Origin of the sequence: Mesorhizobium sp. M0037 (genome assembly GCF_040323635.1) — a bacterium.
Classification (GTDB): Bacteria; Pseudomonadota; Alphaproteobacteria; order Rhizobiales; family Rhizobiaceae; genus Mesorhizobium.
In genome coordinates this window covers 142,189-167,439 of sequence record NZ_JAMYVB010000004.1, presented here as the reverse complement: position 1 = coordinate 167,439, position 25,251 = coordinate 142,189, and the positions used below count along the sequence as shown (strand labels likewise).

At 63.4% G+C, this 25,251-nt stretch carries 24 protein-coding genes; 23 read left to right on the top strand and 1 reads right to left on the bottom strand.

The features are described 5' to 3' along the window. The 13 genes from NKJ78_RS09330 (at position 1) to trmB (ending at position 12,471) form a co-directional block, all read left to right on the top strand. Complete coding sequence (locus NKJ78_RS09330; RefSeq protein ID WP_352459201.1) at positions 1-1,107, top strand: DUF1513 domain-containing protein; 1,107 nt, start codon at positions 1-3, stop codon at positions 1,105-1,107. A gap of 106 nt (positions 1,108-1,213) precedes the next feature. Further along, positions 1,214-1,891 (top strand): tRNA (adenosine(37)-N6)-threonylcarbamoyltransferase complex dimerization subunit type 1 TsaB, encoded by a 678-nt coding sequence (gene tsaB / locus NKJ78_RS09325; protein WP_352459200.1) that lies wholly within the window; start codon positions 1,214-1,216, stop codon positions 1,889-1,891. Then, the gene (gene rimI / locus NKJ78_RS09320; RefSeq protein ID WP_352459199.1) at positions 1,891-2,385 is read left to right on the top strand and encodes a ribosomal protein S18-alanine N-acetyltransferase; all 495 of its coding nucleotides are present in this window, start codon (positions 1,891-1,893) and stop codon (positions 2,383-2,385) included. The genes tsaB and rimI overlap by 1 nt, the downstream gene beginning before the upstream one ends. A 28-nt stretch (positions 2,386-2,413) precedes the next feature. Next, positions 2,414-3,214 (top strand): lyso-ornithine lipid O-acyltransferase, encoded by an 801-nt coding sequence (gene olsA, locus NKJ78_RS09315; RefSeq protein WP_023682014.1) that lies wholly within the window; start codon positions 2,414-2,416, stop codon positions 3,212-3,214. Between the two features lie 76 nt (positions 3,215-3,290). Next, positions 3,291-4,700: a tRNA (N6-isopentenyl adenosine(37)-C2)-methylthiotransferase MiaB gene (gene miaB / locus NKJ78_RS09310; RefSeq protein ID WP_352459198.1), complete on the top strand. Its 1,410-nt coding sequence runs from the start codon at positions 3,291-3,293 to the stop codon at positions 4,698-4,700. A gap of 83 nt (positions 4,701-4,783) precedes the next feature. Continuing rightward, positions 4,784-5,776: a PhoH family protein gene (locus tag NKJ78_RS09305; RefSeq protein WP_027049340.1), complete on the top strand. Its 993-nt coding sequence runs from the start codon at positions 4,784-4,786 to the stop codon at positions 5,774-5,776. A 17-nt stretch (positions 5,777-5,793) separates the two neighbouring features. Further along, positions 5,794-6,300: an rRNA maturation RNase YbeY gene (ybeY, locus tag NKJ78_RS09300; protein ID WP_023834327.1), complete on the top strand. Its 507-nt coding sequence runs from the start codon at positions 5,794-5,796 to the stop codon at positions 6,298-6,300. A 28-nt stretch (positions 6,301-6,328) separates the two neighbouring features. Further along, on the top strand, positions 6,329-7,423 hold the full coding sequence (locus NKJ78_RS09295) for a hemolysin family protein (protein ID WP_352562422.1): 1,095 nt from the start codon (positions 6,329-6,331) through the stop codon (positions 7,421-7,423). A 20-nt stretch (positions 7,424-7,443) separates the two neighbouring features. Then, entirely contained in the window at positions 7,444-7,914 is a 471-nt protein-coding gene (locus NKJ78_RS09290; RefSeq protein WP_023726865.1) for a VOC family protein, read from the top strand. Between the two features lie 77 nt (positions 7,915-7,991). After that, a complete protein-coding gene (lnt, locus tag NKJ78_RS09285) occupies positions 7,992-9,584 on the top strand; it encodes an apolipoprotein N-acyltransferase (protein ID WP_027049343.1) in 1,593 nt (530 codons plus the stop codon). Between the two features lie 137 nt (positions 9,585-9,721). Continuing rightward, positions 9,722-10,141, top strand: a complete 420-nt coding sequence (locus NKJ78_RS09280) for a helix-turn-helix domain-containing protein (protein WP_023669550.1) — start codon at positions 9,722-9,724, stop codon at positions 10,139-10,141. 222 nt (positions 10,142-10,363) lie between these two features. Beyond that, positions 10,364-11,629 (top strand): methionine adenosyltransferase, encoded by a 1,266-nt coding sequence (gene metK / locus NKJ78_RS09275; RefSeq protein ID WP_023669551.1) that lies wholly within the window; start codon positions 10,364-10,366, stop codon positions 11,627-11,629. 140 nt (positions 11,630-11,769) lie between these two features. Further along, a complete protein-coding gene (trmB, locus tag NKJ78_RS09270; protein WP_023738179.1) occupies positions 11,770-12,471 on the top strand; it encodes a tRNA (guanine(46)-N(7))-methyltransferase TrmB in 702 nt (233 codons plus the stop codon). 42 nt (positions 12,472-12,513) lie between these two features. Here trmB and NKJ78_RS09265 read toward each other — a convergent pair whose 3' ends face one another. Beyond that, positions 12,514-12,678 carry a hypothetical protein gene (locus NKJ78_RS09265; RefSeq protein WP_023669553.1) on the bottom strand — a complete coding sequence of 55 codons (165 nt, stop codon included), beginning with the start codon at positions 12,676-12,678 and terminating at the stop codon, positions 12,514-12,516. A gap of 335 nt (positions 12,679-13,013) precedes the next feature. Between NKJ78_RS09265 and rimP the strand changes: the two genes are divergently transcribed. The 10 genes from rimP (at position 13,014) to NKJ78_RS09215 (ending at position 25,236) form a co-directional block, all read left to right on the top strand. Next, positions 13,014-13,658 (top strand): ribosome maturation factor RimP, encoded by a 645-nt coding sequence (gene rimP, locus NKJ78_RS09260; protein ID WP_023669554.1) that lies wholly within the window; start codon positions 13,014-13,016, stop codon positions 13,656-13,658. A gap of 47 nt (positions 13,659-13,705) precedes the next feature. Then, the gene (gene nusA / locus NKJ78_RS09255; protein WP_023669555.1) at positions 13,706-15,301 is read left to right on the top strand and encodes a transcription termination factor NusA; all 1,596 of its coding nucleotides are present in this window, start codon (positions 13,706-13,708) and stop codon (positions 15,299-15,301) included. Between the two features lie 38 nt (positions 15,302-15,339). After that, positions 15,340-15,990, top strand: a complete 651-nt coding sequence (locus NKJ78_RS09250; RefSeq protein WP_023669556.1) for an RNA-binding protein — start codon at positions 15,340-15,342, stop codon at positions 15,988-15,990. Continuing rightward, positions 15,987-18,551, top strand: coding sequence for a translation initiation factor IF-2 (gene infB, locus NKJ78_RS09245; protein WP_023726861.1), 2,565 nt, complete (start codon positions 15,987-15,989; stop codon positions 18,549-18,551). Before NKJ78_RS09250 ends, infB begins: the two co-directional genes overlap by 4 nt. A 161-nt stretch (positions 18,552-18,712) precedes the next feature. Continuing rightward, positions 18,713-19,132 carry a 30S ribosome-binding factor RbfA gene (gene rbfA / locus NKJ78_RS09240; RefSeq protein ID WP_023692585.1) on the top strand — a complete coding sequence of 140 codons (420 nt, stop codon included), beginning with the start codon at positions 18,713-18,715 and terminating at the stop codon, positions 19,130-19,132. Next, positions 19,132-20,103 carry a tRNA pseudouridine(55) synthase TruB gene (gene truB / locus NKJ78_RS09235; protein WP_023738180.1) on the top strand — a complete coding sequence of 324 codons (972 nt, stop codon included), beginning with the start codon at positions 19,132-19,134 and terminating at the stop codon, positions 20,101-20,103. Before rbfA ends, truB begins: the two co-directional genes overlap by 1 nt. Before the next feature lie 44 nt (positions 20,104-20,147). Then, positions 20,148-21,242, top strand: coding sequence for a magnesium/cobalt transporter CorA (corA, locus tag NKJ78_RS09230; protein WP_023738181.1), 1,095 nt, complete (start codon positions 20,148-20,150; stop codon positions 21,240-21,242). Between the two features lie 95 nt (positions 21,243-21,337). Next, positions 21,338-21,712, top strand: a complete 375-nt coding sequence (rpsO, locus tag NKJ78_RS09225) for a 30S ribosomal protein S15 (RefSeq protein WP_280790898.1) — start codon at positions 21,338-21,340, stop codon at positions 21,710-21,712. Between the two features lie 278 nt (positions 21,713-21,990). After that, on the top strand, positions 21,991-24,138 hold the full coding sequence (pnp, locus tag NKJ78_RS09220; RefSeq protein WP_023682005.1) for a polyribonucleotide nucleotidyltransferase: 2,148 nt from the start codon (positions 21,991-21,993) through the stop codon (positions 24,136-24,138). An 84-nt stretch (positions 24,139-24,222) separates the two neighbouring features. Continuing rightward, positions 24,223-25,236 carry a class I SAM-dependent methyltransferase gene (locus NKJ78_RS09215; RefSeq protein WP_023738182.1) on the top strand — a complete coding sequence of 338 codons (1,014 nt, stop codon included), beginning with the start codon at positions 24,223-24,225 and terminating at the stop codon, positions 25,234-25,236. The last annotated feature ends 15 nt before the right edge of the window (positions 25,237-25,251 follow it).

The window sequence follows — 25,251 nt, the reverse complement described above, 5'->3', positions numbered from 1 at the left end:
ATGAGGACGCCGCTGATCGACCGCCGCGATTTTCTCAGGGCTGCCGGCGCCGGCTTCGTCGCGGCAATGGCGCCGCGGGCCTGGGCGGACACGCTCGCCGCCGATGCCGTCTTTGCCACCGCCTTCGTCAAGCGTGACGGCAGCTTTGGCGCCGCTGTGTTGTCGGACGACGGCAAAGTACTGCATGCGATCGATCTGCCCGACCGTGGCCACGATGTCACCTTCGATCCGGTATCGAAGCGCTCCGTGGTCTTCGCCAGGCAGCCCGGCACCTTCGCCGTGGTCTTCGACCACACCGGCCGCGAGGCGCCGCAGACCATCGCCAGCATCACCGGCCGGCATTTCTTCGGCCATGGCGTGTTTTCCGCAGACGGCGCGCTGCTCTACGCCACCGAGAATGACTTCGACAATGCCGCCGGCGTCGTCGGGATCTACGACGCACGGGCCAAGTTCAGCCGCATCGGCGAGTTTCCGACCTATGGCATGGGGCCGCACGAGCTCTTGCTGCTCGGAGACGGCCGGACGATCGCCATCGCCAATGGCGGCATCGAGACCCATCCCGACTATGGCCGCGCCGAACTCAACATCGCGACGATGAAGCCGTCCTATGTACTGGTCGATCGCACAACCGGCGATCTCAACGAAAAGCACGAACTGCCGCCGGCTCTGCACCAGCTGTCGATTCGCCACATGGATGCCGACCCCACAGGCACCGTCTGGTTCGGCTGCCAGTATCGCGGGCCAGGCACCGATCGCCCGCTGCTAATCGGCCGCGCCACGCGCGGCAAGGGGCTGCAGCTGCTCGACATGCCGCAGGACGTGCTATCCGGCTTCCGGAACTACATCGGCTCGGTCGCCACCAACCCGATTGCCGGCACGGTCGCGGTGTCTTCGCCGGAAGGCAATTCGCTGGCCGTGATCGACGCCGCCAGCGGCAAGATCGTCGCCACCAAGGCGCTGGTCGAGGTCTGCGGCCTGGCGCCCGACGGCCCGGGCTTCATGGCAACCACGGGTGCCGGCGAAATCATCGAAGGCAGCGGCGCGACGCGCTCCGAGCCCGACTATGTCTGGGACAACCACATGCTGCGCATCGCGCCGGCGGCGTAAGTCGTCCGGCCTGCACCGAGCGAAGCCGCTTAACAATTTACGCGCTGGCTCTTGCGGCGGCGCGCCGTGGCGGGCAGAGGGAGACTGTTTTTCGAACCGGTCGCCCATGAAACTGCTCGCCATCGACTGTGCCGCCAATCTCTGCGCCGCTTGCGTCTATGACGCATCGGGCGGCAGAGAGCTCGGCCGCTCGGTACTCGATCTCGGCAAAGGCCACGCCGAACACCTGATGGCCGTCATTGACGAAGCGTTGAAAGCGGACGGCACCGATTATGCCGGCCTTGGCGCCGTTGCGGTCTCCATCGGTCCGGGTTCCTTCACCGGCCTGCGGGTGGGCGTCTCGGCGGCGCGCGGCCTGGCGCTGGCGCTGAAGATCCCGGCGATCGGGGTAACGACACTGGAGGCGCTGGCGGCCGAGGCGAGGGCGGCATTTCCGGGCCGCCCGATCCTGGCCGCTCTCGATGCAGGCCGCGAGGAGATCCATGCCGCGTTTTACGATGCGGAAGCGATTTTGCGCTATGGTCCGGCTGTGACCACACTTGCCCAAGCCGCGGGAATGGCGGCGGACAATCGTCCGGTGCTTGCCGGCACGGCCGCCGTGCAGATCGCAGCCGCGGCCGGTCGCGATTTCGATATCGGCCCGACGGCTGCCACCGCCGACATTGCCGTCTACGCCCGGCTCGCCGCTGCAAAAGGTGAGGGCGACAAGCCGAAGCCACTCTATCTGCGCGGCGCCGATGCCAAGCCGCAGGCCGGGTTCATCCTGTCGAGGCAGGAAAAGTGATGCGCATCCCTTTCCTCCAGCCGCGCCGCAGGGACTATGCGCTCGAGCCGCTGACCATCGCCGACAGCCCGGCAGCGTCGGTGCTGCATCGCGAGGATTTCGTCCGGCCCTGGACCGATGGCGAATTCGCCGCGTTGCTCCAACAGGAAACCGTGTTCGGCTATGCCGCGCGCGAAATCGGCCAGGGCGCCAAGCCGCCGGTCGGCTTCGTGCTGGCCAGGCTTGCAGCCGGCGAGGGCGAAATTCTGACCGTGGCGGTGGCGCGCTCGCATCGCCGCCAGGGGCTCGGCTGGCAGTTGATGGACGCGGTACTGCGCGAATTGCATGCGCAGCGCGCCGAGGCGCTGTTCCTTGAGGTCGACGAGACCAATGTCGCTGCCATCGCCCTTTACCGGCGGCTCGGCTTCCGCCAGGTCGGCCACCGCGCCAATTATTACCGCTCGACCGAACATGGTCCTACCGGCGCGCTTGTCATGCGCCGCGATCTTCGCTAGCCAAAGTTTTGGGGCAGGGCCAAGCTGCATGATCGGAAAAATCAGGATTTTCCTGGCGCTGAGCCTCGTTGTCGTCGGTTCGCTGGTCCTTGTGCCTTTGCAGCTGCTGTCGATGAAGACCGGAATCTGGCGCGAGACGGTCATTCTGAAGGTCTGGCACAGCCTCATCGTCCGGACGCTCGGCCTGCGCATCCATGTCAAAGGCGCACTGTCCAGTCAGCGCCCGCTGCTGGTCGCCTCGAACCATATCTCCTGGACCGACATCATGGTGCTCGGCTCTTTTGCCGATGTCACCTTCATCGCCCGGGCGGACATGGAGGGATGGCCGCTGATCGGCTGGCTGTCGAAACTGCAGCGTACGGTCTTCATCGAACGCGAGCGCAAGCGGACAGCTGGCGACCAGGCCAGCGAGATCGCCAGCCGCATGGCCAAGGGCGACGCCATGGTGCTGTTTGCCGAGGGCTCTACCGGCGACGGCAACACCATCCTGCCGTTCAAGAGCACCTTGTTCGGCGCCGCCTCGATGGCGATTTCGGAAGGCGCGGCCGAGCAGGTCTTCATCCAGCCGCTGGCGATTGCCTACACGCGGGTGCACGGCGTGCCTCTCGGCCGCCGGCACCGGCCGCTCGCTGCCTGGATCGGCGATCAGGACCTGATGCCGCATCTCAAGGTGCTGATGGCCGAAGGCGCCATTGACGTCGAGGTGCATTTCGGCGAGCCCATCGCCTTTTCCAAGGGCTCGAACCGCAAGGAGACGTCGAGGATGATGGAAAGCCAGGTGCGCGCCATGATGCAGGCCGCGCTCGCCGATCCCCGACCGAGCCGCTAGCGCAGGCCGAGCGCCTACGAGACGATGCCCGAGAATCGTCTGTTTTTTGTCACGGAAAGGCGTTAGAAGCCGCCGGATGGATTTGAACACGATAGAGCGGAACGACCCCGACAGCGTCGCGCAAAACGCGGCTGCGGCATCCGCCCCGGCCAAAAAGGTCTTCGTCAAGACCTATGGCTGCCAGATGAATGTCTATGACTCACAGCGCATGACCGATGCGCTGGCCGCCGACGGCTACACCGCGACCGATGTCATCGCCGACGCCGATCTGGTGCTGCTCAACACCTGCCATATCAGGGAGAAGGCGGCGGAAAAGGTCTATTCCGAGCTCGGCCGCATCCGCGACATGAAGGCTGAACGCGCAGCAGTTGGGCGCGAAATGCTGATCGGCGTCGCCGGTTGCGTTGCGCAGGCCGAAGGCGCGGAAATCATACGCCGTTCGCCTGCTGTCGATCTGGTCATCGGCCCGCAGACCTATCACCGGCTGCCCGATGTGCTGGCCCGGGTGCGCGGCGGCGAGAAGATCGTCGAGACCGAATACGCCATCGAGGACAAGTTCGAGCATCTGCCGCAGCCGAAGCGTGCCGAAATGATCAAGCGCGGCGTCACCGCCTTCCTCACGGTGCAGGAAGGCTGCGACAAATTCTGCACCTTCTGCGTCGTGCCCTATACCAGGGGCTCGGAAGTGTCGCGGCCGGTGGCGCAGATCGTCGCCGAAGCCGAGCGGCTGGCCGATGCCGGTGTGCGCGAGGTGACGCTGCTGGGGCAGAACGTCAATGCATGGCACGGCAAGGGTGAGGATGGCATGGAATGGGGGCTTGGTCGCCTGCTGTTCCGGCTGGCCGAAATTCCTGGCCTGGCGCGGCTGCGCTACACCACCAGCCATCCGCGCGACATGGACGACGAATTGATCGCTGCCCATCGCGATCTCCCGGCTTTGATGCCTTATCTGCACCTGCCGGTGCAATCCGGGTCAGACCGCATCCTCAAGGCGATGAACCGCAGGCACACGGCCAAGGACTATCTGGCGCTGCTCGAGCGCATCCGCGCTGCGCGCGGCGACATCGCGCTGTCCGGTGACTTCATCGTCGGCTTCCCCGGCGAAACCGAGGCGGATTTCGAGGCGACGATGGGTCTGGTGCGCCAGGTGAACTACGCCTCGGCCTTCTCGTTCAAATATTCGCCGCGTCCCGGCACGCCGGGCGCCGATATGCCCGATCACGTGCCGGAAGCGGTCAAGGATGAACGTTTGCAACAGCTGCAGGCATTGTTGCTCAAGCAGCAGCAGGATTTCGGCCTGGGCCTGGTCGGCAGCACCATCGACACGCTGATCGAGAAGCCCGGCCGTCAGGCCGGCCAGAAGGTCGGCCGCTCGCCCTGGCTGCAGCCGGTTATTGTTGATGAAAAGGCCGGCGAAATCGGTGACATTATCCGGGTGCGAATCACGAAGACGGGCTACAATAGCCTGTTCGCCGAGTTGGCTTGATGGCCTCGGCAGATGAGGAGAGACGGTTGAGCGCTGCTGAAGTGAAGACTCTGCCCCAGAACCAGACATCCGGGGCCTCTGACATGGCGCACATCGTTCTGACTTTCGACAACAACAAGCTTGCCAGCGCCCTGTACGGCCAGTTCGACGAGAACCTGGCCCGGCTCGAGCAGAAGCTCGGCGTCGACATCCGCTCGCGCGGCAACCAGTTGACCATCAAGGGCTCGGCCTCGGCGGCCGAACAGGCGCGCCGCGCACTCGACAATCTCTACGGCATTCTCCAGAAGGGCACCGATATCGGCCAGTCCGACGTCGATGGCGCCGTGCGCATGGCGATTGCCGCCGACGACCAGCTGACGCTGCCGACGCTGGAACGCAAGGGCAAGGTTTCGGCCGCCCAGATCTCCACCCGCAAGAAGACGATCTATGCCCGTTCGCTCAACCAGGACGCCTATATGCGGGCGCTGGAGCGTTCGGAACTTGTCTTCGGCATTGGCCCCGCCGGCACCGGCAAGACCTATCTGGCGGTGGCGCATGCGGCGATGCTGCTCGAGCGCGGCATGGTCGAGCGCATCATCCTGTCACGGCCGGCGGTCGAGGCCGGCGAGCGGCTGGGTTTTCTGCCCGGCGATATGAAGGAAAAGGTCGATCCGTACCTGCGGCCGCTCTATGACGCGCTTTACGACATGATGCCGGCCGACAAGGTCGAGCGCGCCATTGCCGCCGAGGTCATCGAGATCGCGCCGCTGGCCTTCATGCGCGGCCGCACGCTGGCGCATGCCGCCGTCATCCTCGACGAGGCGCAGAACACCACGCCGATGCAGATGAAGATGTTTTTGACCCGCCTCGGCGAGAATTCGCGCATGATCGTCACCGGCGATCCGACGCAGATCGATCTGCCTCCAAGCACCAAGTCGGGCCTCGTCGAAGCCTTGCGTGTCCTTGACGGCGTGGCCGGCGCGGTAACCGTGCGCTTCAACGATGTCGACGTTGTGCGCCACCCGCTGGTGGCCGAAATCGTCAGGGCCTATGACCGCGACGCCAAGCTGGCGCGCGGCCTAGGCGCCGAGAGCTGATGTGACGATGCGGGCTCATGCCTGAAGACATAAGACCTGGCGGCGGGGACAGTTCGGTTCCCGTCGAGATCGATATGTCGGTCGAGGCCGGCGACTGGCCCGATGAGGCGGCGCTGACGCGTCTGGTCGATCGCGCCGTGTCGGCTGCCTTTGCCGAAACCGCTGCTGCCGGTCCTTCCGAACTCAGCATCGTCTTTTCCAACGATGCCCATATCCGTACCCTCAATGCCGGCTGGCGCGGCAAGGACAAGGCGACCAACGTCTTGTCTTTCCCGGCTTTTCCGTTCCCCAGGGGTGGCAAGCTGCCGCCCATGCTGGGTGACATCGTGCTGGCCGCCGAGACGGTGGCGCGCGAAGCAGCCCTGGAAGACAAGCCCTTCGAGAACCATATCACCCATCTCGTCATCCACGGCCTGCTGCATTTGCTGGGCTACGATCACGAGACCGATGCAGAGGCCGAGGAGATGGAAGCCATCGAGCGCTCAGCGCTCGCAAGGCTTGCCATTCCCGATCCCTACACGTAATGACAAAAGACCAATTGACCGGACGACGATGAACGACAAACCAGAAACTGCCGCCCGCCCCGAGGCTGGCAGTGCGACAAAGCCTTCCGATACGACGGAAGAGGGATCGAGTCCGAGTCCCAGTTCCGGCAGCCCCGCTTCTGGTAGCATTGCCAGCGAGCCATCGCCTGCCGGTCCGTCCCTGTTCGACCGCGTCTTGGGCCTTTTCAGGCAGCGGAACGGCACCAGTCTGCGCGAGGAAATCGCCGGCGCGCTTGCCGAAACGACCAGCGATGCCGGGTCTTTCTCGCCTGGCGAACGCGCCATGCTCAACAACATATTGCGCCTGCGCGAGGTACGCGTCGAGGACGTCATGGTGCCGCGCGCCGATATTGAGGCCGTCGAGATCACCACGACGTTGGGCGATCTGCTCGGTCTGTTCGAGCAGTCCGGCCATTCCCGCATGCCGGTCTATTCCGAGACGCTCGACGATCCGCGCGGCATGGTTCACATCCGCGACGTGCTGGCCCACATCACCAAGGTCGCCCGGGTCAAGAAGGGCAGAACATCCAGGAAGACGCCGGCAACGACGCTTCTCGACCTCGCCCAGGTCGATCTCGGCCGCACCATCGGCGACCTCAATCTGATCCGCCCGGTGCTGTTCGTGCCGCCCTCAATGCTTGCCTCCGACCTGATGGGCCATATGCAGACGACGCGAACCCAGATGGCGCTGGTCATCGACGAATATGGCGGCACCGATGGTCTCGCCTCGCTGGAAGACATCGTCGAGATGGTCGTCGGCGATATCGAGGACGAGCATGACGAGGACGAGCCGCTGATCACCCAGACCGGCGAGGGCGTGTTCGTCGTCGACGGCAAGGCCGAGATCGACGAGGTCGCCAAGATGATCGGCGAGGACTTTGCCGCTGGTGAGCATGGTGAATATGTCGACACGATCGGCGGCATGATTTTCAACACGCTCGGTCGCGTGCCCGCGCGTGGTGAGGTTGTGCAAGCCATCCCCGGCTTCGAATTCCACGTGCTCGACGCCGATCCGCGCCGCGTCAAGCGGGTGCGCATCGTCCAGAACCAGAAGGGCGAGCGTCGCCGCCGCGTGACCGCCCCCCGCACCGAGCAGGCCTAGGACAGAACGTTGCCCGGCCGATGACGATCGACGATCCCTTCAAGCACTCAACCTTTGGCTCGGGTGTCTTCTACAAGGACCCGCGAGCCGCATTGAAATGGCTCGAAACGGCCTTCGGCTTCGAGCCGAGCATGGTGGTCAGCGACGCCGACGGACGGCTGGTCCATGCCGAAATGCGCTTTGGCGACGGCTACATCATCGTCGATTCCGAATGGGCCGATCATATTGCCAGTCCGGTAAGCGTCGCCGGCAAGAACACTCAGTCGGTCTGTGTGCGTCTGAAAGACGGCCTGGACGTGCATTGTGGGCGGGCAATGGCGGCTGGAGCCCAAATCGTCGAGGAGCCTGCCGACCATTTCTACGGCGAACGGCAGTATCGGGCGCGCGACCCCGAAGGGCATGTCTGGACCTTCACCCAGACCTTGCGCACGGTGCCGCGCGAGGAGGCCGAGCACCTGAGCGGGCTCACCATCGAGGGATGGCACCGATAGCGCAGCGATCGGCCGGTTCGCGTTTCAATAAATCTGATAAATCTTGGCTCCTGATTCGCGCGACCTGGGAAGTCTGTATGGAGCGCCTTGCCGGCCGGATAATTCTGCTTTGGGGCTGGCGGCGCGCGCTGGTTGCGTTTCTTGCCGGGGCGCTGGCGGTGCTCGCCCAGGCGCCTTACGATTTCTTCGCCGTCTGTTTCGTCTCGTTTCCACTGCTGGTCTGGCTGCTCGACGGCGCCACCGGCGAGGCTTCCGACGGCTGGCTCAGGCGCCTGCGGCCGGCTTTTGCCATCGGCTGGTGGTTCGGCTTCGGCTATTTCCTCGCCGGCCTGTGGTGGATCGGTGAGGCGCTTCTGGTCGAGGCCGACAGTTTCGCCTGGGCCTTACCCTTCGCGGTCGTCGGCATTCCTTTGGCGCTGGCATTTTTCTACGGCTTCGCCACCGTCGTCGCGCGGCTGTTATGGACCAACGACATTGGCCGCATTGCCGCCCTTGCCTTTGCTTTTGGCCTGACGGAATGGCTGCGCGGCTTCCTGTTCACCGGCTTTCCCTGGAATGCCGTCGGTTATGCGGCGATGCCCGTGCCGCTGTTGATGCAAAGCGTGTCGGTGACCGGCATGGTCGGCATGAACGCGCTGGCGGTATTTGTCTTCGCCATGCCGGCCTTGCTTGCAGCACGCCGGCATGTCCGTCTCGGTGTGGTCCTGCTTGCCATTCTCGTCGCCGCCCATGCTGGCTTCGGCTATGTCAGGCTCGCGACCCCCGACAAGCCGACAACCCGCACTCTCGATGTCCGTATCGTGCAACCGGATGTCGACCTCAGCGAAAAATGGGACGCCTCGGTGCGCGACCGCATCTTCGCCACGATGATGGGCCTGTCGGCCGCAGCGCCCGATCCCGGCAATAGCAAACCGCAGTTGATCCTGTGGCCGGAGACCTCGGTACCCTTCCTGTTCACTGAGCGTCCGGACGCGCTGACCGCGCTCGGCGACATGCTGCAGCCTGGTCAGATGCTGATTGCCGGCGTCGTGCGCGAGGAGCGCGGATCCGGGGCGGATGCCGACAGCCGCTACTACAATTCGGTGGTGGCGATCGATGACAAGGGCGAAATCGCTGATGCCGTCGACAAGGTCCATCTGGTGCCGTTCGGCGAGTATCTGCCGTTTTCCGGTCTGCTCAGCCGCTTCGGCATCGGACAGCTCGTCGCCGGGCCGATGAACTTCGCCGCCGGCAACGAGCGCCATCCGATCGCTCTGCCCGGCGGCATCAGCGCCTTGCCGTTTATTTGCTACGAGGTGATCTTTCCTGATCTGGTGGCTGTTGACGCAACGTCATCCCAGCTTATTGTGAACGTCACCAACGACGCATGGTTCGGCGACACGCCCGGGCCGTACCAGCATTTCAGGCAGGCTCAGATTCGCGCGGTGGAAAACGGATTGCCACTGTTGCGCGCCGCCAACAACGGCATTTCCGCCGTTGTCGATACGCGCGGACGCATCGTCGACGCATTGGCGGTCGATGCACGTGGCGCCATCGACGTGCGGGTGCCGATCTCCGGCCAAGCCTTCATCTCCGCCGCGGGGCGGCGCATTAACGGAATGCTGATCATGTTGGTGTTTGCCGCAATCGCCCTCAGCTTGAACGTAAGGCAACGGCTACGGGTGAATTGACAGTCGACACATTAGAAACTCATACTGTTACCGCCTAATTTTCTCGAAGTCGGTTGGTGTTTCTGTTGGGGCAGTTGGCTCCGGCTTCGTTTGGGCGAGAAAAATAGAAAAGGCCGGAAAAATTCGGCGAGGAAAAAATGACAGAAGAAAACAAGAAGAAACCGAATCCGATCGACATCCATGTCGGAAGTCGCGTCCGCCTTCGGCGCAATATGCTTGGAATGAGCCAGGAAAAGCTTGGTGAAAATCTCGGTATTACGTTTCAGCAGATCCAAAAATATGAAAAAGGAACGAACCGCGTCGGCGCCAGCCGTCTGCAGGCAATAGCCTCGATACTCAGCGTGCCTGTCGCCTTCTTTTTCGAGGATGCGCCAGGGCAGGAGCCGGTGGGTAATAGAGGATTTGCCGAGGACACTTCGATGGCTTTCGCCGTCGAATTCTGCGGCAGTCCGGAAGGGCTTCAGCTCAACCGCGCGTTCGTCAAGATCGCGGATGTGAAGGTGCGCCGCCGGATTATCGACCTTGTGAAGTCCCTTTCTGCCGAAGATGCCGAGTGATTCGGTGGGTCGATTGACCCATTGGCCCCAGTAATCCCCTGGGCCCGAGTAGCCCAGAGGCTCGACTGCCGGCGGCGCCAAGCCGCCGGTGGTACAAGATATATTGCTGCGACACTCATGCCAGAACCGCGGCACCGCTTGACGAGCGGCGTCCGGCACCGTTAACACGTGGCGCGCCAAAATCGGCAGCCCTGCCGATCGTTTTTTCAAGAGGGGACACCCGTGACGCGGCAGAACTACTTCTTCACCTCGGAATCCGTGGCCGAGGGTCATCCCGACAAAGTCTGTGACCGCATCTCGGACGAGATCGTCGATCTGGTCTATCGCGAGGCCAAGAAGACCGGCATGGACCCGTGGAAAGTCCGCGTCGCCTGCGAGACGCTCGCCACCACCAACCGCGTCGTCATCGCCGGCGAAGTAAGGGTTCCCGATACTCTGCTGAAGCGGGACAAAGCCGGCAACATCCTCAAGGACGCCGCCGGGCATTCGGTCGTCAACCCGGCCAAGTTCAAGTCGGTCGCCCGCAAGGCGATCCGCGAAATCGGCTACGAGCAGGCCGGCTTCCACTGGAAGACGGCAAAGATCGAGGTTCTGCTGCACGGCCAGTCGCCCGACATCGGCCAGGGCGTCGACAACGCCGCCGACCGCCAGGGCGAAGAGGGTGCCGGCGACCAGGGCATCATGTTCGGCTATGCCTGCCGCGAGACCCCGGACCTGATGCCGGCGCCGATCTATTACAGCCACAAGATTCTCGAACTGCTCGCCGCTGCCCGTCACGAAAACAACGGCGAAGCCGGCAAGCTCGGGCCTGACGCCAAGAGCCAGGTCACCGTTCGCTATGTCGATGGCAAGGCCGCCGAAGCGACTCAGATCGTGCTGTCGACGCAGCATCTCGACGCGACCTGGGATTCCAAGAAGGTCCGCAAGGTCGTTGAGCCTTACATCCGTGAGGCGCTCGGCGACCTCAAGATCGCCGACGATTGCATGTGGTACATCAACCCGACCGGCAAGTTCGTCATCGGTGGGCCGGACGGCGACGCCGGCCTGACCGGCCGCAAGATCATCGTCGACACCTACGGTGGTGCTGCCCCGCACGGCGGCGGCGCCTTCTCCGGCAAGGACACCACCAAGGTCGACCGCTCTGCCGCCTATGCGGCGCGCTATCTCGCCAAAAATGTAGTGGCGGCCAAGCTCGCCGACCGCTGCACCATCCAGCTGTCCTACGCCATCGGCGTTGCCCAGCCGCTGTCGGTCTATGTCGACCTGCACGGCACCGGCAAGGTCGACGAGGCCAAGCTCGAGGAAGCGCTGCGCACGGTGATGGATTTGTCGCCATCCGGCATCCGCAGGCATCTCGACCTCAACAAGCCGATCTACGCAAAGACCTCGTCCTACGGCCATTTCGGCCGCAAGGCCGGCCGAGACGGGTCCTTCTCCTGGGAAAAGACCGATCTGGCCAAGGCGCTCAAGGACGCGATCGCTGCTTAGGCATGATTCCAAAAAGTGGGTACCGGTTTTTTGGAAAAGATCATGCTCCAACAAAGGATTAGATTGAGATGAGATTTCAGCCAAATCTCATCTCAATCCCAAATCTCATCTCAATCTAAGCGCGGCGCGCGAACCAAGCCATGGATCCACAGGACAGGCGGAGCCGGGCGACCGAAGGGTTCTTCGGCCGCCGGCACGGCAAGACCATTCGCCCGCAGCAGGCGGCGGCGCTGGAAAGCGGTCTTGGGGCCTATGGCCTCGACCTCTCCGTCCAGGCACCGGCAGAATTGCGCGCGCTATTCTCAGCGGATGTTTCAACGGTTCGGCTGGAAATCGGCTTCGGCGGCGGTGAGCATCTGCTGCACCGTGCCACGGAGGCACCGGCGACCGGCTTCATCGGTGTCGAGCCGTTCGTCAACGGCATGGCCAAGCTGATGATGGCGGTGCGGGAAAAGCCGCTTGCCAATCTTCGCGTTTATGACGACGACGCCACGCGCCTGCTCGATTGGTTGCCGCAGACGTCGCTCGACGGCATCGATCTGCTCTACCCCGATCCCTGGCCGAAGAAAAAGCACTGGAAGCGGCGTTTTGTCAGCCCGCTCAACCTCGATCGGTTCGCGCGCGTGCTGAAGCCGGGCGGAAAATTCCGCTTCGCATCCGACATCGACACCTATGTGAACTGGACCTTGTTGCACTGTCGGGCGCATGGCGGGCTCCTCTGGCAGGTGCAAGATGGGGCCGACTGGCATCGGCCCTATGAAGGCTGGCCGGGCACACGCTACGAGGCAAAAGCCATTCGCGAGGGCCGACGGCCGGCCTATCTCACCTTCATCAGAAAATAGTTCGATGCGGGAAAGTGTCCCGCATCGACAGCCGGTCTGGCTTCAGAAACGGCCGATCTTGCCGAAAGCGGTCGGGTCCATGCCGAGCCGGCGCAGATCGTTGGCGCGCGGCTTGCGGCCGGCTTCGACGGCCCGCGAGGCGGCAACGGCGCTGCCGAACAGGGCAAAGGCGTCGCCTATGGCGGAAAACACGGTACGGTTGCTCATTGTCTTGACCTTTCGCGCGCCACCGCGCGCTCATCTTTGATTTGTGCAGTGCAACATAGATAGGGATGTGAAATCCGGGATCACAGGGCCGTTACCGCATAGCCGGCATGCGCCGCGCGCAATCCTGCCAGCCGTCCCCGGCTGCACTCTGCCCGGCCCGTCAACAGACTTGAAACACCGGCCGGGATCGTCTATATCAGCCTCAAATTCTTGGTCGGTATGACGAAGAGTGGGTCCACCCGGTCCCGCTCTTTTTTATTACCTGCCGGTCAGCCATCAGCAAAGAGATGGTTCGGGACGACGATCATCCTGATCCAGAGAACGACAGGAACCGCATGACTGCAACGGCAAGCGAAGCCGACGACCGCATCATCCGCGAAAGCGGTATCGATGCGCGCATCGCGCTGATCGTTCAGCCGGTGTTGCGAGGCATTGGCTTCCGCCTCGTGCGGGTGCATCTGTCGGGCCAGAACGGCCTGACGCTGCAGATCATGGCCGAACGCGAGGACGGCACCATGACCGTCGAGGATTGCGAAGAGGTCAGCCGCGCTGTGTCGCCGGCGCTCGACGTCGATGACCCGATCGAGAAGGCCTATCATCTCGAAGTGTCGTCGCCGGGCATCGACCGGCCGCTGGTACGCAAGTCGGATTTCGTCACCTGGACCGGCCATCTTGTGAAGATGGAAACCTCGGTGCCGGTCGCCGACCGCAAGCGCTTCAAGGGCAAGATCGCCGAAGCCGGCGAAGACGACATGCTGCTCGAGCGCGACAAGGCCGCCTACGGCGAAGAGCCGACGGTTCGCATTCCTTATGACGCGATCGCCGATGTGCGGCTGATCCTCACCGACGACCTTATTCGCGATGCCCTTTCGAAGGACAACCGGGAACGCAAGGAAGCCAAGAAACGCCGCGGCGAAGCTGATGATGCACCCGAAGGTGCTGAAGGCGGCGCGGAAGACGAAATCGAACAGGAACTATGATGAGCGGCCGGGCCTAAAAGCTCGGCAACAAGCTCGGGAGAAATAAGATGGTTGTAAGCGCCAACAGACTTGAACTGCTGCAGATCGCCGACGCGGTGGCGCGTGAAAAGTCGATCGACAAGTCGATCGTCATTGCCGCCATGGCTGATGCGATCCAGAAGGCCGCGCGCTCGCGCTACGGCCAGGAAACCAACATCCGCGCCGACATCAACGCCAACACCGGCGAGATGAAGCTGCAGCGGCTGATGGAAGTGGTCGAGAAGGTCGACGACTACGCCACCCAGATCGCCATTTCCTCGGCCCGCGAGCGCAATCCGGACGCCCAGCTTGGCGACTTCATCGCCGAACAGCTGCCGCCAATGGATTTCGGCCGCATCGCCGCCCAGTCAGCCAAGCAGGTCATCGTGCAGAAAGTGCGCGAGGCCGAGCGCGACCGCCAGTATGACGAATACAAGGACCGCATCGGCGAGATCGTCAACGGCACCGTCAAGCGCGTCGAATATGGCAACGTCATCGTCGATCTCGGCCGTGGCGAGGCGATTATCCGCCGCGACGAGCTGATCCCGCGTGAAAACTACAAGTACGGCGACCGCGTCCGCGCCTATGTCTACGACGTGCGCCGCGAACAGCGCGGCCCGCAGATATTCCTGTCGCGCACCCATCCGCAGTTCATGGCCAAGCTCTTCACCATGGAAGTGCCGGAAATCTATGACGGCATCATCGAGATCAAGTCGGTCGCCCGCGACCCAGGCTCGCGCGCTAAGATCGCCGTCATTTCGCGTGACTCGTCGATCGATCCGGTCGGCGCCTGCGTCGGTATGCGCGGCAGCCGCGTCCAGGCCGTGGTCGGCGAATTGCAGGGCGAAAAGATCGACATCATTCCGTGGTCGCCTTCGGCCGCCTCCTTCATCGTCAACGCGCTGCAGCCGGCGGAAGTCGCCAAGGTGGTGCTCGACGAGGATGCCGAGCGCATCGAAGTGGTGGTTCCCGACGACCAGCTGTCGCTGGCCATCGGCCGTCGCGGCCAGAACGTGCGTCTTGCCTCGCAGCTCACCGGCTGGGACATCGACATCCTGACCGAGGCCGAGGAGTCCGAGCGCCGCCAGAAGGAATTCGTCGAACGCTCGTCGCTGTTCATGGAAGCCCTTGATGTCGACGAGATGGTCGGCCAGGTGTTGGCCTCCGAAGGCTTCACCAGCGTCGAGGAAGTTGCCTATGTCGATTCGGGCGAGATCGCCTCGATCGACGGTTTCGACGAAGACACCGCTTCGGAGATCCAGACCCGCGCCCGCGAATATCTGGAGAAGATCGAAGCCGAGCATGACGACAAGCGCAAGGCGCTGGGCGTCACCGACGAACTGCGCGAGATCCCTGGCGTCACCACCGCCATGATGGTGACGCTCGGCGAGGATGGCGTGAAGACGATCGAGGATTTCGCCGGCTATGCCGCCGACGACCTGACCGGCTGGAAGGAACGCAAGGACGGCGAGACCAAGGTATTCCCGGGTGTGCTCGCCAATCACGGCGTGTCGCGCGCCGACGCCGAGCAGATGGTTCTGGCAGCCCGCCTCAAGGCCGGCTGGATCACCGAAGACGAGCTTGCAGCCGAACAGGTCCCGGCTGACGAAGCCGTTGGTGCGTGAGGTGAAACCGCATCGCACACAACCCGCCCCAGGACGAGATGAACGATCGCACCTGCATCGTCACGCGCAAGCAAGCCGAGCCGGATGAGCTGATCCGTTTCGTCGTCGGCCCGGATTCGGCCGTCGTTCCTGACCTGAAGAGAAATCTGCCCGGCCGTGGTTGTTGGGTGAGCGCCGACCGCCTACATATCGACAAGGCGGCGGCGAAGAACCTGTTTGCCCGCGCCTTCAAGGCGCAGGTCGTCGTGCCGCCCGATCTCGGCGGCATGGTCGACGGACTGCTTGCACGATCCGCTTTGGGTATGCTTGGCCTTGCCCGCAAGGCTGGCTCGATCGCACTCGGCGCAACCAAGGTCGAGAGCGCGGTGCGCTCGGGGTTGGCGCTTTTCGTGCTCCACGCGACCGAGGCATCCGACGATGGCGTGCGCAAGATCAGTCAGGCGCGGCGGGCAACTGTCCACCTCGGCGGGCCGGCAGTCCTTGCCTACAAACTTTTCTCCGAGGCCGAGTTGAGCTTGGCATTGGGGGGTACAAATGTGATACATGCTGCCGTTCTCGCGGGAGACGCGGGCAAGGCGGTTGAGAGGCGCATGGTTGCGCTCGACCGATATCGGGGCGGAACCCCCGACGATCTGGCAATGCTTGCGGCCGTTGCTGACGAAGATGATGCTGCAGAGGATATGGAATGAGCGATACGAAATCGGGCGACGACAAGACGTTGAGTGTTACACCGAAGAAGACCTTGACGCTGAAGCGCCCCGGTACCGAGCAGAGCGTCGTGCGACAGAATTTCTCGCATGGCCGCACCAAGCAGGTCCAGGTCGAGATCAAGAAGCGCAAATTCTCCATGCCCGGCGACAAGCCGGAGCCGGTGGCTGCACCCGTATTTACGCCCAAGCCCGCGGTAGTGGCAGCCCCCGTCGTGCAGGAAGCGCCCAAGGCGCCGCCTCCGCCGCCGCCGGCCGAACGCGGCGGCATGGTGCTGAACGAACTGTCGCGCAATGAAATGGAAGCGCGCCGCAGGGCGCTCGAAGGCTCCAAGGTTCGCGACGTCGAGGACCGCCAACGCGCCATCGAAGAGGCCAAGCGCCGCAACGAGGATGAGGAACGCCGCAAGCGCGAGCGCGAGGAATCCGCGCGCCGTCAGGCCGAGGAAGAAGCCCGCCTGCAGACCGAGGCCGAGTCCCGCCGCCGCGCCGAGGAAGAAGCGCGCCGCCGCGCGCCGCAGGCTGCCGAGCTTGTGGCATCGGACGACGAGGAAGAGGTCAAGCCGAAGCGCACCGCCGCCGGCGCCCCGGTACGCCGTCCGGTTACGCCCGAAGTGGCGCGCCCGGCCAAGCCGACCAAGGCCGAGGAAGACCGTCGTCGCGGCAAGCTGACCCTCAACACGGCGCTTTCCGACGAGGACGCGCGCGCCCGCTCGCTGTCGTCGATGCGTCGCCGCCAGGAAAAATTCAAGCGCGCGATGCATAATGAGCCGCGCGAGAAGGTTATGCGCGAAGTGATCCTGCCTGAAACGATCACCATCCAGGAACTGGCGCAGCGCATGTCCGAGCGCGCTGTCGATGTGGTTAAGTACTTCATGAAGCAGGGCCAGATCCTGAAGCCGGGCGACATCATCGACGCCGACACGGCCGAGCTGGTCGCCACCGAATTCGGCCACACGGTCCGCCGCGTCGCCGAGTCCGACATCGAGGAAGGCCTGTTCAACATTGCCGACAATGCCGAGGACCTGGTATCGCGGCCGCCTGTCGTGACCATCATGGGCCATGTCGACCACGGCAAGACCTCGCTGCTCGACGCCATCCGCAATGCCAATGTCGTCTCCGGCGAAGCCGGCGGCATCACCCAGCATATCGGCGCCTACCAGGTCGAGAAGAACGGTCAGAAGATCACCTTCATCGACACGCCCGGTCACGCCGCCTTCACGGCGATGCGCGCCCGCGGCGCTCAGGCGACCGACATCGCCATCCTGGTGGTGGCGGCCGACGACAGCGTCATGCCGCAGACCATCGAATCGATCAGCCATGCCAAGGCGGCCGGCGTTCCGATCATCGTGGCGATCAACAAGATCGACAAGCATGATGCCGATCCGCAGAAGGTGCGGTCGGAACTGCTGCGCCATGAGGTGTTCGTCGAATCGATGGGCGGTGAAGTGCTGGACGTCGAAGTGTCGGCGACCAAGGGCACCAACCTCGACAAGCTGCTCGAGGCGATCCTGCTGCAGGCCGAAATCCTCGACCTCAAGGCCAATCCGGACCGTACCGCCGAGGGCGTGGTCATCGAAGCCCAGCTCGACAAGGGCCGTGGCCCCGTCGCCACCGTACTGGTGCAGACCGGCACTTTGATGCCGGGCGACATCCTCGTCGCCGGCAACGAATGGGGCCGGGTGCGCGCGCTGGTCAACGACCATGGCGAGCAGATCAAGGAGGCGCCGCCGGCAATGCCGGTCGAGGTGCTCGGCCTGCAAGGCACGCCGCAAGCCGGCGACCGCTTCGCTGTCGTCAACAACGAGGCCCGCGCCCGTGAGATCACCGAATATCGCCAGCGTCTGGCGCGCGAGAAGGCAGTGGCTCGCCATGCCGGCCAGCGCGGCTCGCTCGAACAGATGATGTCGCAGCTGCAGACGAGCGGGTTGAAGGAATTCCCGCTGGTCATCAAGGGCGACGTGCAGGGATCGATCGAGGCGATCAACGCCGCTCTCGACAAGCTTGGCACCGACGAGGTGCGTGCGCGCATCGTTCATGCCGGCGCCGGCGCCATCACCGAAAGCGACGTGTCGCTGGCGGAGACCTCGGGGGCCGCGATCATCGGCTTCAACGTCCGTGCCAACGTGCAGGCACGTGCGGCCGCGGCGGCCGCGGGCATCGAAATCCGCTACTACTCGATCATCTACAACCTCGTCGACGATGTGAAGGCAGCACTTTCCGGCCTGCTGTCGCCGGAACGCCGCGAGACCTTCATCGGCAATGCCGAGATCCTCGAGATCTTTGACATCACCAAGGTCGGCAAGATCGCCGGCTGCCGTGTCACCGAAGGCAAGGTCGAGCGTGGAGCGGGCGTGCGCCTGATCCGCGACAACGTCGTCATCCACGAAGGTACGCTGAAGACCCTCAAGCGCTTCAAGGATGAAGTCGCGGAAGTTCCGGGCGGCCAGGAGTGCGGCATGGCCTTCCAGAACTACGAGGACATGCGCGTCGGCGACATCATCGAGTGCTTCCGCGTCGAGATGGTGACCCGGACGCTCTGAGTTCGTATACTGTCGATACGACCGGGCGGTGGTCGAAAGACCGCCGCCCTAACTTTAATGCCTGTCGCCCAAAAGTGCGGGATAAACGACATGCATAGAACAAATATGAGACATGGCGGCACGGTCCCATCCCGCGCCTCACGCTTTCCGGATTGAGAAAAATGCCCCGTCCAACCGCCTCCAGCCCATCCCAGCGCATGCTTCGCGTCGCCGAACAGGTGCGCCATGCGCTGTCGGAAACCTTGCAGCGCGGCGAGATTATCGACCCGCTGATCGAGAACACCGTGGTTTCGGTCTCGGAAGTGCGCATGTCCACTGATCTGAGGGTCGCAACGGCCTTCGTTTCGCCGCTCGGCGCCAAGGACACGGGTGCGGTCATCGACGCGCTCAACAAGCACGCGAAGTTCGTGCGTGGCCGCGTCTCCGGCGCGCTCCGCCAGATGAAGTTCATGCCGGAGTTCCGCTTCAAGCTCGATACGTCCTTCGACAATTTCGCCAGGATCAACGATTTGCTGAAATCGCCGGAAGTCGCGCGAGACTTGGGTACCGATGGCGAAGACAACGACAAGGACGAGAAATAGTGGGGCGCCGCGGCAAGAAGAAGGGCCGGCCGATCTCCGGCTGGGTGGTGCTGGACAAGCCGGTTGGCATGGGTTCGACCGAAGCCGTCTCCAAGATCAAATGGCTTTTCCAGGCCGAAAAGGCCGGCCATGCCGGCACGCTCGACCCGCTGGCCTCTGGCATGCTGCCGATCGCGCTGGGCGAGGCAACCAAGACCGTGCCTTATGTGCAGGACGGCGCCAAAATCTACCGGTTCACCGTCGCTTGGGGCGAGGAGCGTTCGACCGACGATCTCGAAGGCCCGGTGACGCAAAGTTCCGACCGCCGTCCGGCGGAAGAAGATGTCAGGGCGCTGCTGCCGAACTACACCGGCGTCATCATGCAGACACCGCCGCAATTCTCGGCCATCAAGATATCAGGCGAACGCGCCTACGATCTCGCCCGTGGGGGCGAGACAGTCGACATCCCCGCGCGCGAGATCGAGATCGGCCGTCTGGACATCGTCGAGCACGCTGCCGACCACACCTTGTTCGAGGTCGAATGCGGCAAAGGCACCTATGTGCGCTCGCTGGCCCGCGACATGGGCCGCGACCTCGGCTGCTTCGGCCACATCGCCGAATTGCGCAGGGTCGAGGTCGAGCCGTTCACCCAGGAGGATTTCGTCACCGTCGCCGAACTGGAAGCCGCCCGTTTCGGCGAACAGCGCGAAGCTGACGAAGAGGGCGACGCCGATGTTGCCGACGCGCCGATCGACTTTGGCGCAATCGATGCGCTGCTCGTCGACACGGCCGCCGCGCTCGACTGCCTGCCGCAGATTGCCATCAGCGACGAAGCGGCGACCAAGATCCGCCTTGGCAATCCCGTCATCATCCGCGGCCGCGACGCGCCCGTGGAAGCCGAGGAAGCCTGCGCCACCGCGCGCGGCAAGCTTGTCGCCATCGGCGCCATCGAGCAAGGCATGTTCAAGCCGAAGCGGGTCTTTGCCGGCTGACCACTCTCGTCTAGTCTTACGTCGACGTCACATCCGAGGGGCACATGGCAAAGGCTGAGGCGGTGAAGAAGCGGGCGCCGGTGACAACGCGCCGGCCGCCGGTTGGCGCCTCGCCCGGCACGCTGATCGCCGATCCGGCGGCGCGACGGTCCGAGCTGCGGCTGACGCTGATTTCGCCTGAAAAATTCAAGACCATCAACGATGCCAGCATCGACGATCTCAACACCCATTGCGACAACTGGCCGGTCGTCTGGCTGGACTGCACCGGTCTCGCCAACATCCAGCTGATCGAGGAGATCGGCCGGATCTTCAACCTGCATCCACTGGCTCTGGAAGATGTCGTCAACACCGGCCAGCGGCCGAAGGTCGACTTCTTCGAGGACCACGCCTTCGTCGTCATGCGCATGATCGACGACGTCAAGGTGCATCGCTATGAGCAGATCGCGGTGTTCTTCGGCAAGAAATTCGTCGTCACCTTCCAGGAGCGCGAAGGCGATCCGTTCGACCCCGTGCGCAAGCGCATCGCCGCAGCGTTGCCCAACCGCTTGCGGATGCGCGGCGCCGACTATCTGGCCTATGCGCTCATCGATTCCATCGTCGACAGCTATTTTCCGCCGATTGAGGCCGCTAGCGAGGAGGTCGATGGCATCGAGGACGAGATGCTCAACACGCCTCACAAGCATCAGATGCGCCAGCTGCACGAATTGCGGCGCGACGCCAATGTGCTCAAGGGCGTGCTGTGGCCGATGCGCGACGCGCTGGCGACGCTGATCCGCAACGACGTGCCCTATGTGAAGCCGGAGACGAAAATCTTCTTCAACGACACGCTCGACCACGCATTGCGGCTGATCGAGCTGGTCGAGAACCAGCGTGATATGCTGACCGGCTTGATCGAAATGCATTTGTCGCTGAGCCAGGCGCGCACCAACGACGTCATCTCTTATCTCACCATCGTCTCGGTGATCTTCATGCCGCTAACCTTCCTGGTCGGTATCTGGGGGATGAATTTCGATCCCGAGATCTCGCCGTGGAACATGCCGGAACTGAAAGCCTACTATGGCTACCCGGCTTCGCTGCTGTTCATGCTGGCCGTTGCTGTCGGGCTGATCGTCTTCTTCAAAAGCAAGAAGTGGCTGTAAGGTTTCGGTGTCAGGGGAATCCTGGATTCCCGAGCAAAGGGCTGCGACAAGCCGGCTTTATGAATGGGCTGGTGTTTTCCGGGGAATTGCCCTATATGCGCCGCAGCATCGCGCCATGTCGCTTTGCTTGCACCGGCCCCTGCTGGACGACATCCCGGCTGAGGGCGACCCGTTTCCTCAAACAGATAAGGAAAAACACGATGTCGATTACTGCCGAGCGCAAACAGGAATTGATGGGTGAATTCGCAACCGCCAAGGGCGATACCGGGTCTCCGGAAGTCCAGGTGGCCATCCTTTCCGAGCGCATCAAGAACCTGACCGACCACTTCAAGGACCACAAGAAGGATAACCATTCCCGCCGTGGTCTGCTCGCTCTCGTCTCCCAGCGCCGCAGCCTGCTTGATTATCTCAAGCGCAAGGATGACGCGCGCTATCAGACGTTAATCGAGAAGCTCGGTCTGCGCCGTTGACGAATTGACCGGCGGGCTTTCGAAGGAGAGCCCGCCGGTCGCGCATTCTGCCAGTCGCATCGATTGGCCAGACCCGGTTTCGAGCGCGCAGAGGCCACTCGAAACCGCCCATGGACGGTCATGGGGCAGGATTGCAGGACGCTCGTGCGCTAACCAGCGCCGAAATCTACCCGAGCTTCCCGTTGTCTTGCCCGTGGCTGCCCGAGAAAGGAAGCCAGGGAAAGGGCATCCGCGCACCGTGAAACGGCGCGGCCCTTTCCGCTTATTAAGGACAAGATATGTTCAACTACCACAAAGTGGAAATCGAATGGGGCGGCCGTCCGCTCATCCTGGAAACCGGCAAGATCGCACGTCAGGCTGACGGCGCGGTGCTTGCGACCTATGGCGAAACCAAGGTTCTCGCCACCGTCGTTTCGATGAAGGAGCCGAAGCCAGGCCTCGATTTCTTCCCGCTGACCGTCAACTACCAGGAAAAGACCTACGCCGCCGGCAAGATCCCGGGCGGCTACTTCAAGCGCGAGGGACGTCCGAGCGAAAAGGAAACGCTGGTTTCCCGCCTGATCGACCGCCCGATCCGCCCGCTCTTCGCCGACGGCTACAAGAACGACACCCAGATCGTCGTCACCGTCGTCCAGCATGACCTCGAGAACGATCCCGATATCCTGTCGATCGTCGCCACCTCGGCCGCTTTGACGCTGTCGGGCGTTCCCTTCATGGGCCCGATCGGCGGCGCTCGCGTCGGCTACATCAACGGCGAATACGTGCTCAACCCGCATGTCGACGAGATGCAGGAATCCAGGCTCGACCTCATTGTCGCCGGCACCGCCGACGCCGTGCTGATGGTCGAGTCCGAAGCCAAGGAACTCGGCGAAGAGCTGATGCTCGGCGCCGTCATGTTCGGCCACAGGGGCTTCCAGCCGGTGATTGACGCCATCATCAAGCTGGCCGAAGTTGCCGCCAAGGAGCCGCGCGATTTCACGGCACCGGACTACTCCGCGCTCGAAGCCGAAATGCTGAAGATCGTCGGCGACGAGCTCAGCAATGCCTACAAGAACGTCGACAAGCAGAAGCGTTACGCCGCCGTCGACGCCGTCAAGGCGAAGGTCAAGGCAGCGTTCGCTCCGGCCGAAGGCGAAGACGCCAAGTACACCTCCGAGCAGATCGGTTCGGTGTTCAAGGAACTCCAGGCCAAGGTCGTGCGCTGGAACATTCTCGACACCGGTTCGCGCATCGATGGCCGTGACCTCAAGACTGTCCGCAAGATCGTCTCGGAAGTCGGGGTCCTGCCGCGCACGCACGGTTCGGCGCTGTTCACCCGCGGCGAGACCCAGGCGCTGGTCGTTGCCACGCTGGGCACCGGAGAGGACGAGCAGTATGTCGATTCGCTAACCGGCATGTACAAGGAGAAGTTCCTCCTTCACTACAACTTCCCTCCCTACTCCGTCGGCGAGACCGGCCGCATGGGTTCGCCGGGCCGCCGGGAAATCGGCCACGGCAAGCTCGCCTGGCGCGCTATCCGTCCGATGCTCCCGAGCGCGGACCAGTTCCCCTACACGCTGCGCGTCGTCTCGGAGATCACCGAGTCCAACGGTTCGTCGTCGATGGCCACCGTCTGCGGCACATCGCTGGCGCTGATGGATGCCGGCGTTCCGCTGGCCAAGCCGGTTGCTGGTATCGCGATGGGGCTGATCAAGGAAGGCGAGCGCTTCGCGGTTCTGTCCGACATCCTGGGTGACGAAGATCACCTCGGCGACATGGACTTCAAGGTTGCCGGTACCGAAGGCGGCATCACCTCGCTGCAGATGGACATCAAGATCGAGGGCATCACCGAGGAGATCATGAAGATCGCGCTGGACCAGGCCAAGGATGGCCGCCAGCATATCCTCAGCGAGATGGCGCATGCTCTGACCGGCGCCCGCCCCGAACTCGGTGAGTTCGCACCGCGCATCGAGGTCATGCACATCCCGACCGACAAGATCCGCGACGTGATCGGCTCCGGCGGCAAGGTTATCCGCGAGATCGTCGAGAAGACCGGCGCCAAGATCAACATCGAGGACGACGGCACGGTCAAGATCGCTTCGTCGAACGCCAAGGAGATCGAGGCGGCCAAGAAGTGGATCCATACCATCGTCGCCGAGCCGGAAGTCGGCGAAATCTACGAAGGCACGGTCGTCAAGACCGCCGACTTCGGCGCTTTCGTCAACTTCTTCGGTCCGCGTGACGGCCTCGTCCACATCTCGCAGCTTGCCAACGACCGGGTCGCCAAGACCTCGGACGTCGTCAAGGAAGGCGACAAGGTCTGGGTCAAGCTGATGGGCTTCGACGAGCGCGGCAAGGTCCGCCTGTCGATGAAGGTCGTCGACCAGGCCACCGGCAAGGAAATCGCCCGCGACAAGAAGGCCGAAGGCGAAGAAAACGCCGCCTGAGTGGTCTGACAATAGAGTTGAACGGGCGCGGCTTATGTCGCGCCCGTTTTCGTTTAATACCCGTCTACGAGTGAGAATCGAAGAATGGCCGCTGAGCCGCTGAAGACACTGTTCCATCCCTTCGAGGCCGAGGGGCTCCCTCTGGCGCAAAAGGGCGAGCGTGTGTTGTTCCTGGGTGCGGAGCCCGGCTTCCGCTTGCCGGAAGGCTTCGAGGCAGAGCTCCATCTTGCACAGGGTTTCCGGCCGCATCTCCGAGCGCTGGAGCGTGCCGGTCACAAGGTAACGCCGCGCGCGGAAGGCGATGCATTCGATGCAGCGCTCGTGCTTGCCGGCCGCCATCGTGGGCTAAACGAGATGCGTATTGCCGAGGCGATCGAACGCGTCACGCCGGGCGGTCTGATCATTGTCGCCGGCGGTAAGGACGAAGGCATCGCCAGCCTGCGCAAGCGCATCGACGAGCTTGTCCCCATCGAAGGGCATCTGCCGAAATATCACGGCATCGCCTTCTGGCTTCGCCGTCCGGCCGATCTGGCGCCTGCGGAAAAACTGCGCGTCGCCAATCCCGCCTTGGTCGTAGAGGACCGCTTCCGTACCGCGCCTGGCATGTTCTCCTCCGACCGGATCGACGTCGGCTCGAAACTTCTGGTCGACAACCTGCCCAAAGACCTGCGCGGCAACATTGCTGATTTCTGCGCCGGCTGGGGTTATGTCGCCGCCGAGGTCGCGGCACGTTCATCCGGCATAACGGGGCTCGACCTTTACGAAGCGGATTTCGACGCGCTTGAGGCGGCCAAGGGCAATATCGGCCAGACAGGCTTCGAGCCCGGCTTCTTCTGGACCGATCTGCTGAGCGAGCCGGTCGAGCGGCGCTATGATGCCATCGTCATGAACCCGCCCTTCCATCGCAGCCGGGCGGCCGAGCCGGAAATCGGCGCCGGCATGATCCAGGCGGCGGGCAAGGCGCTGAAGCCGGGGGGGCGGCTGTTCATGGTGGCGAACCGTCAGCTGCCTTACGAACCGGTTCTGAAGGCCGTCTTCTCCAGCCATGCCGAGCTCGCCCGCGACGGCATGTTCAAGGTTTTCTCCGCGCGCCGATAGGACGGTGCCGGTCGC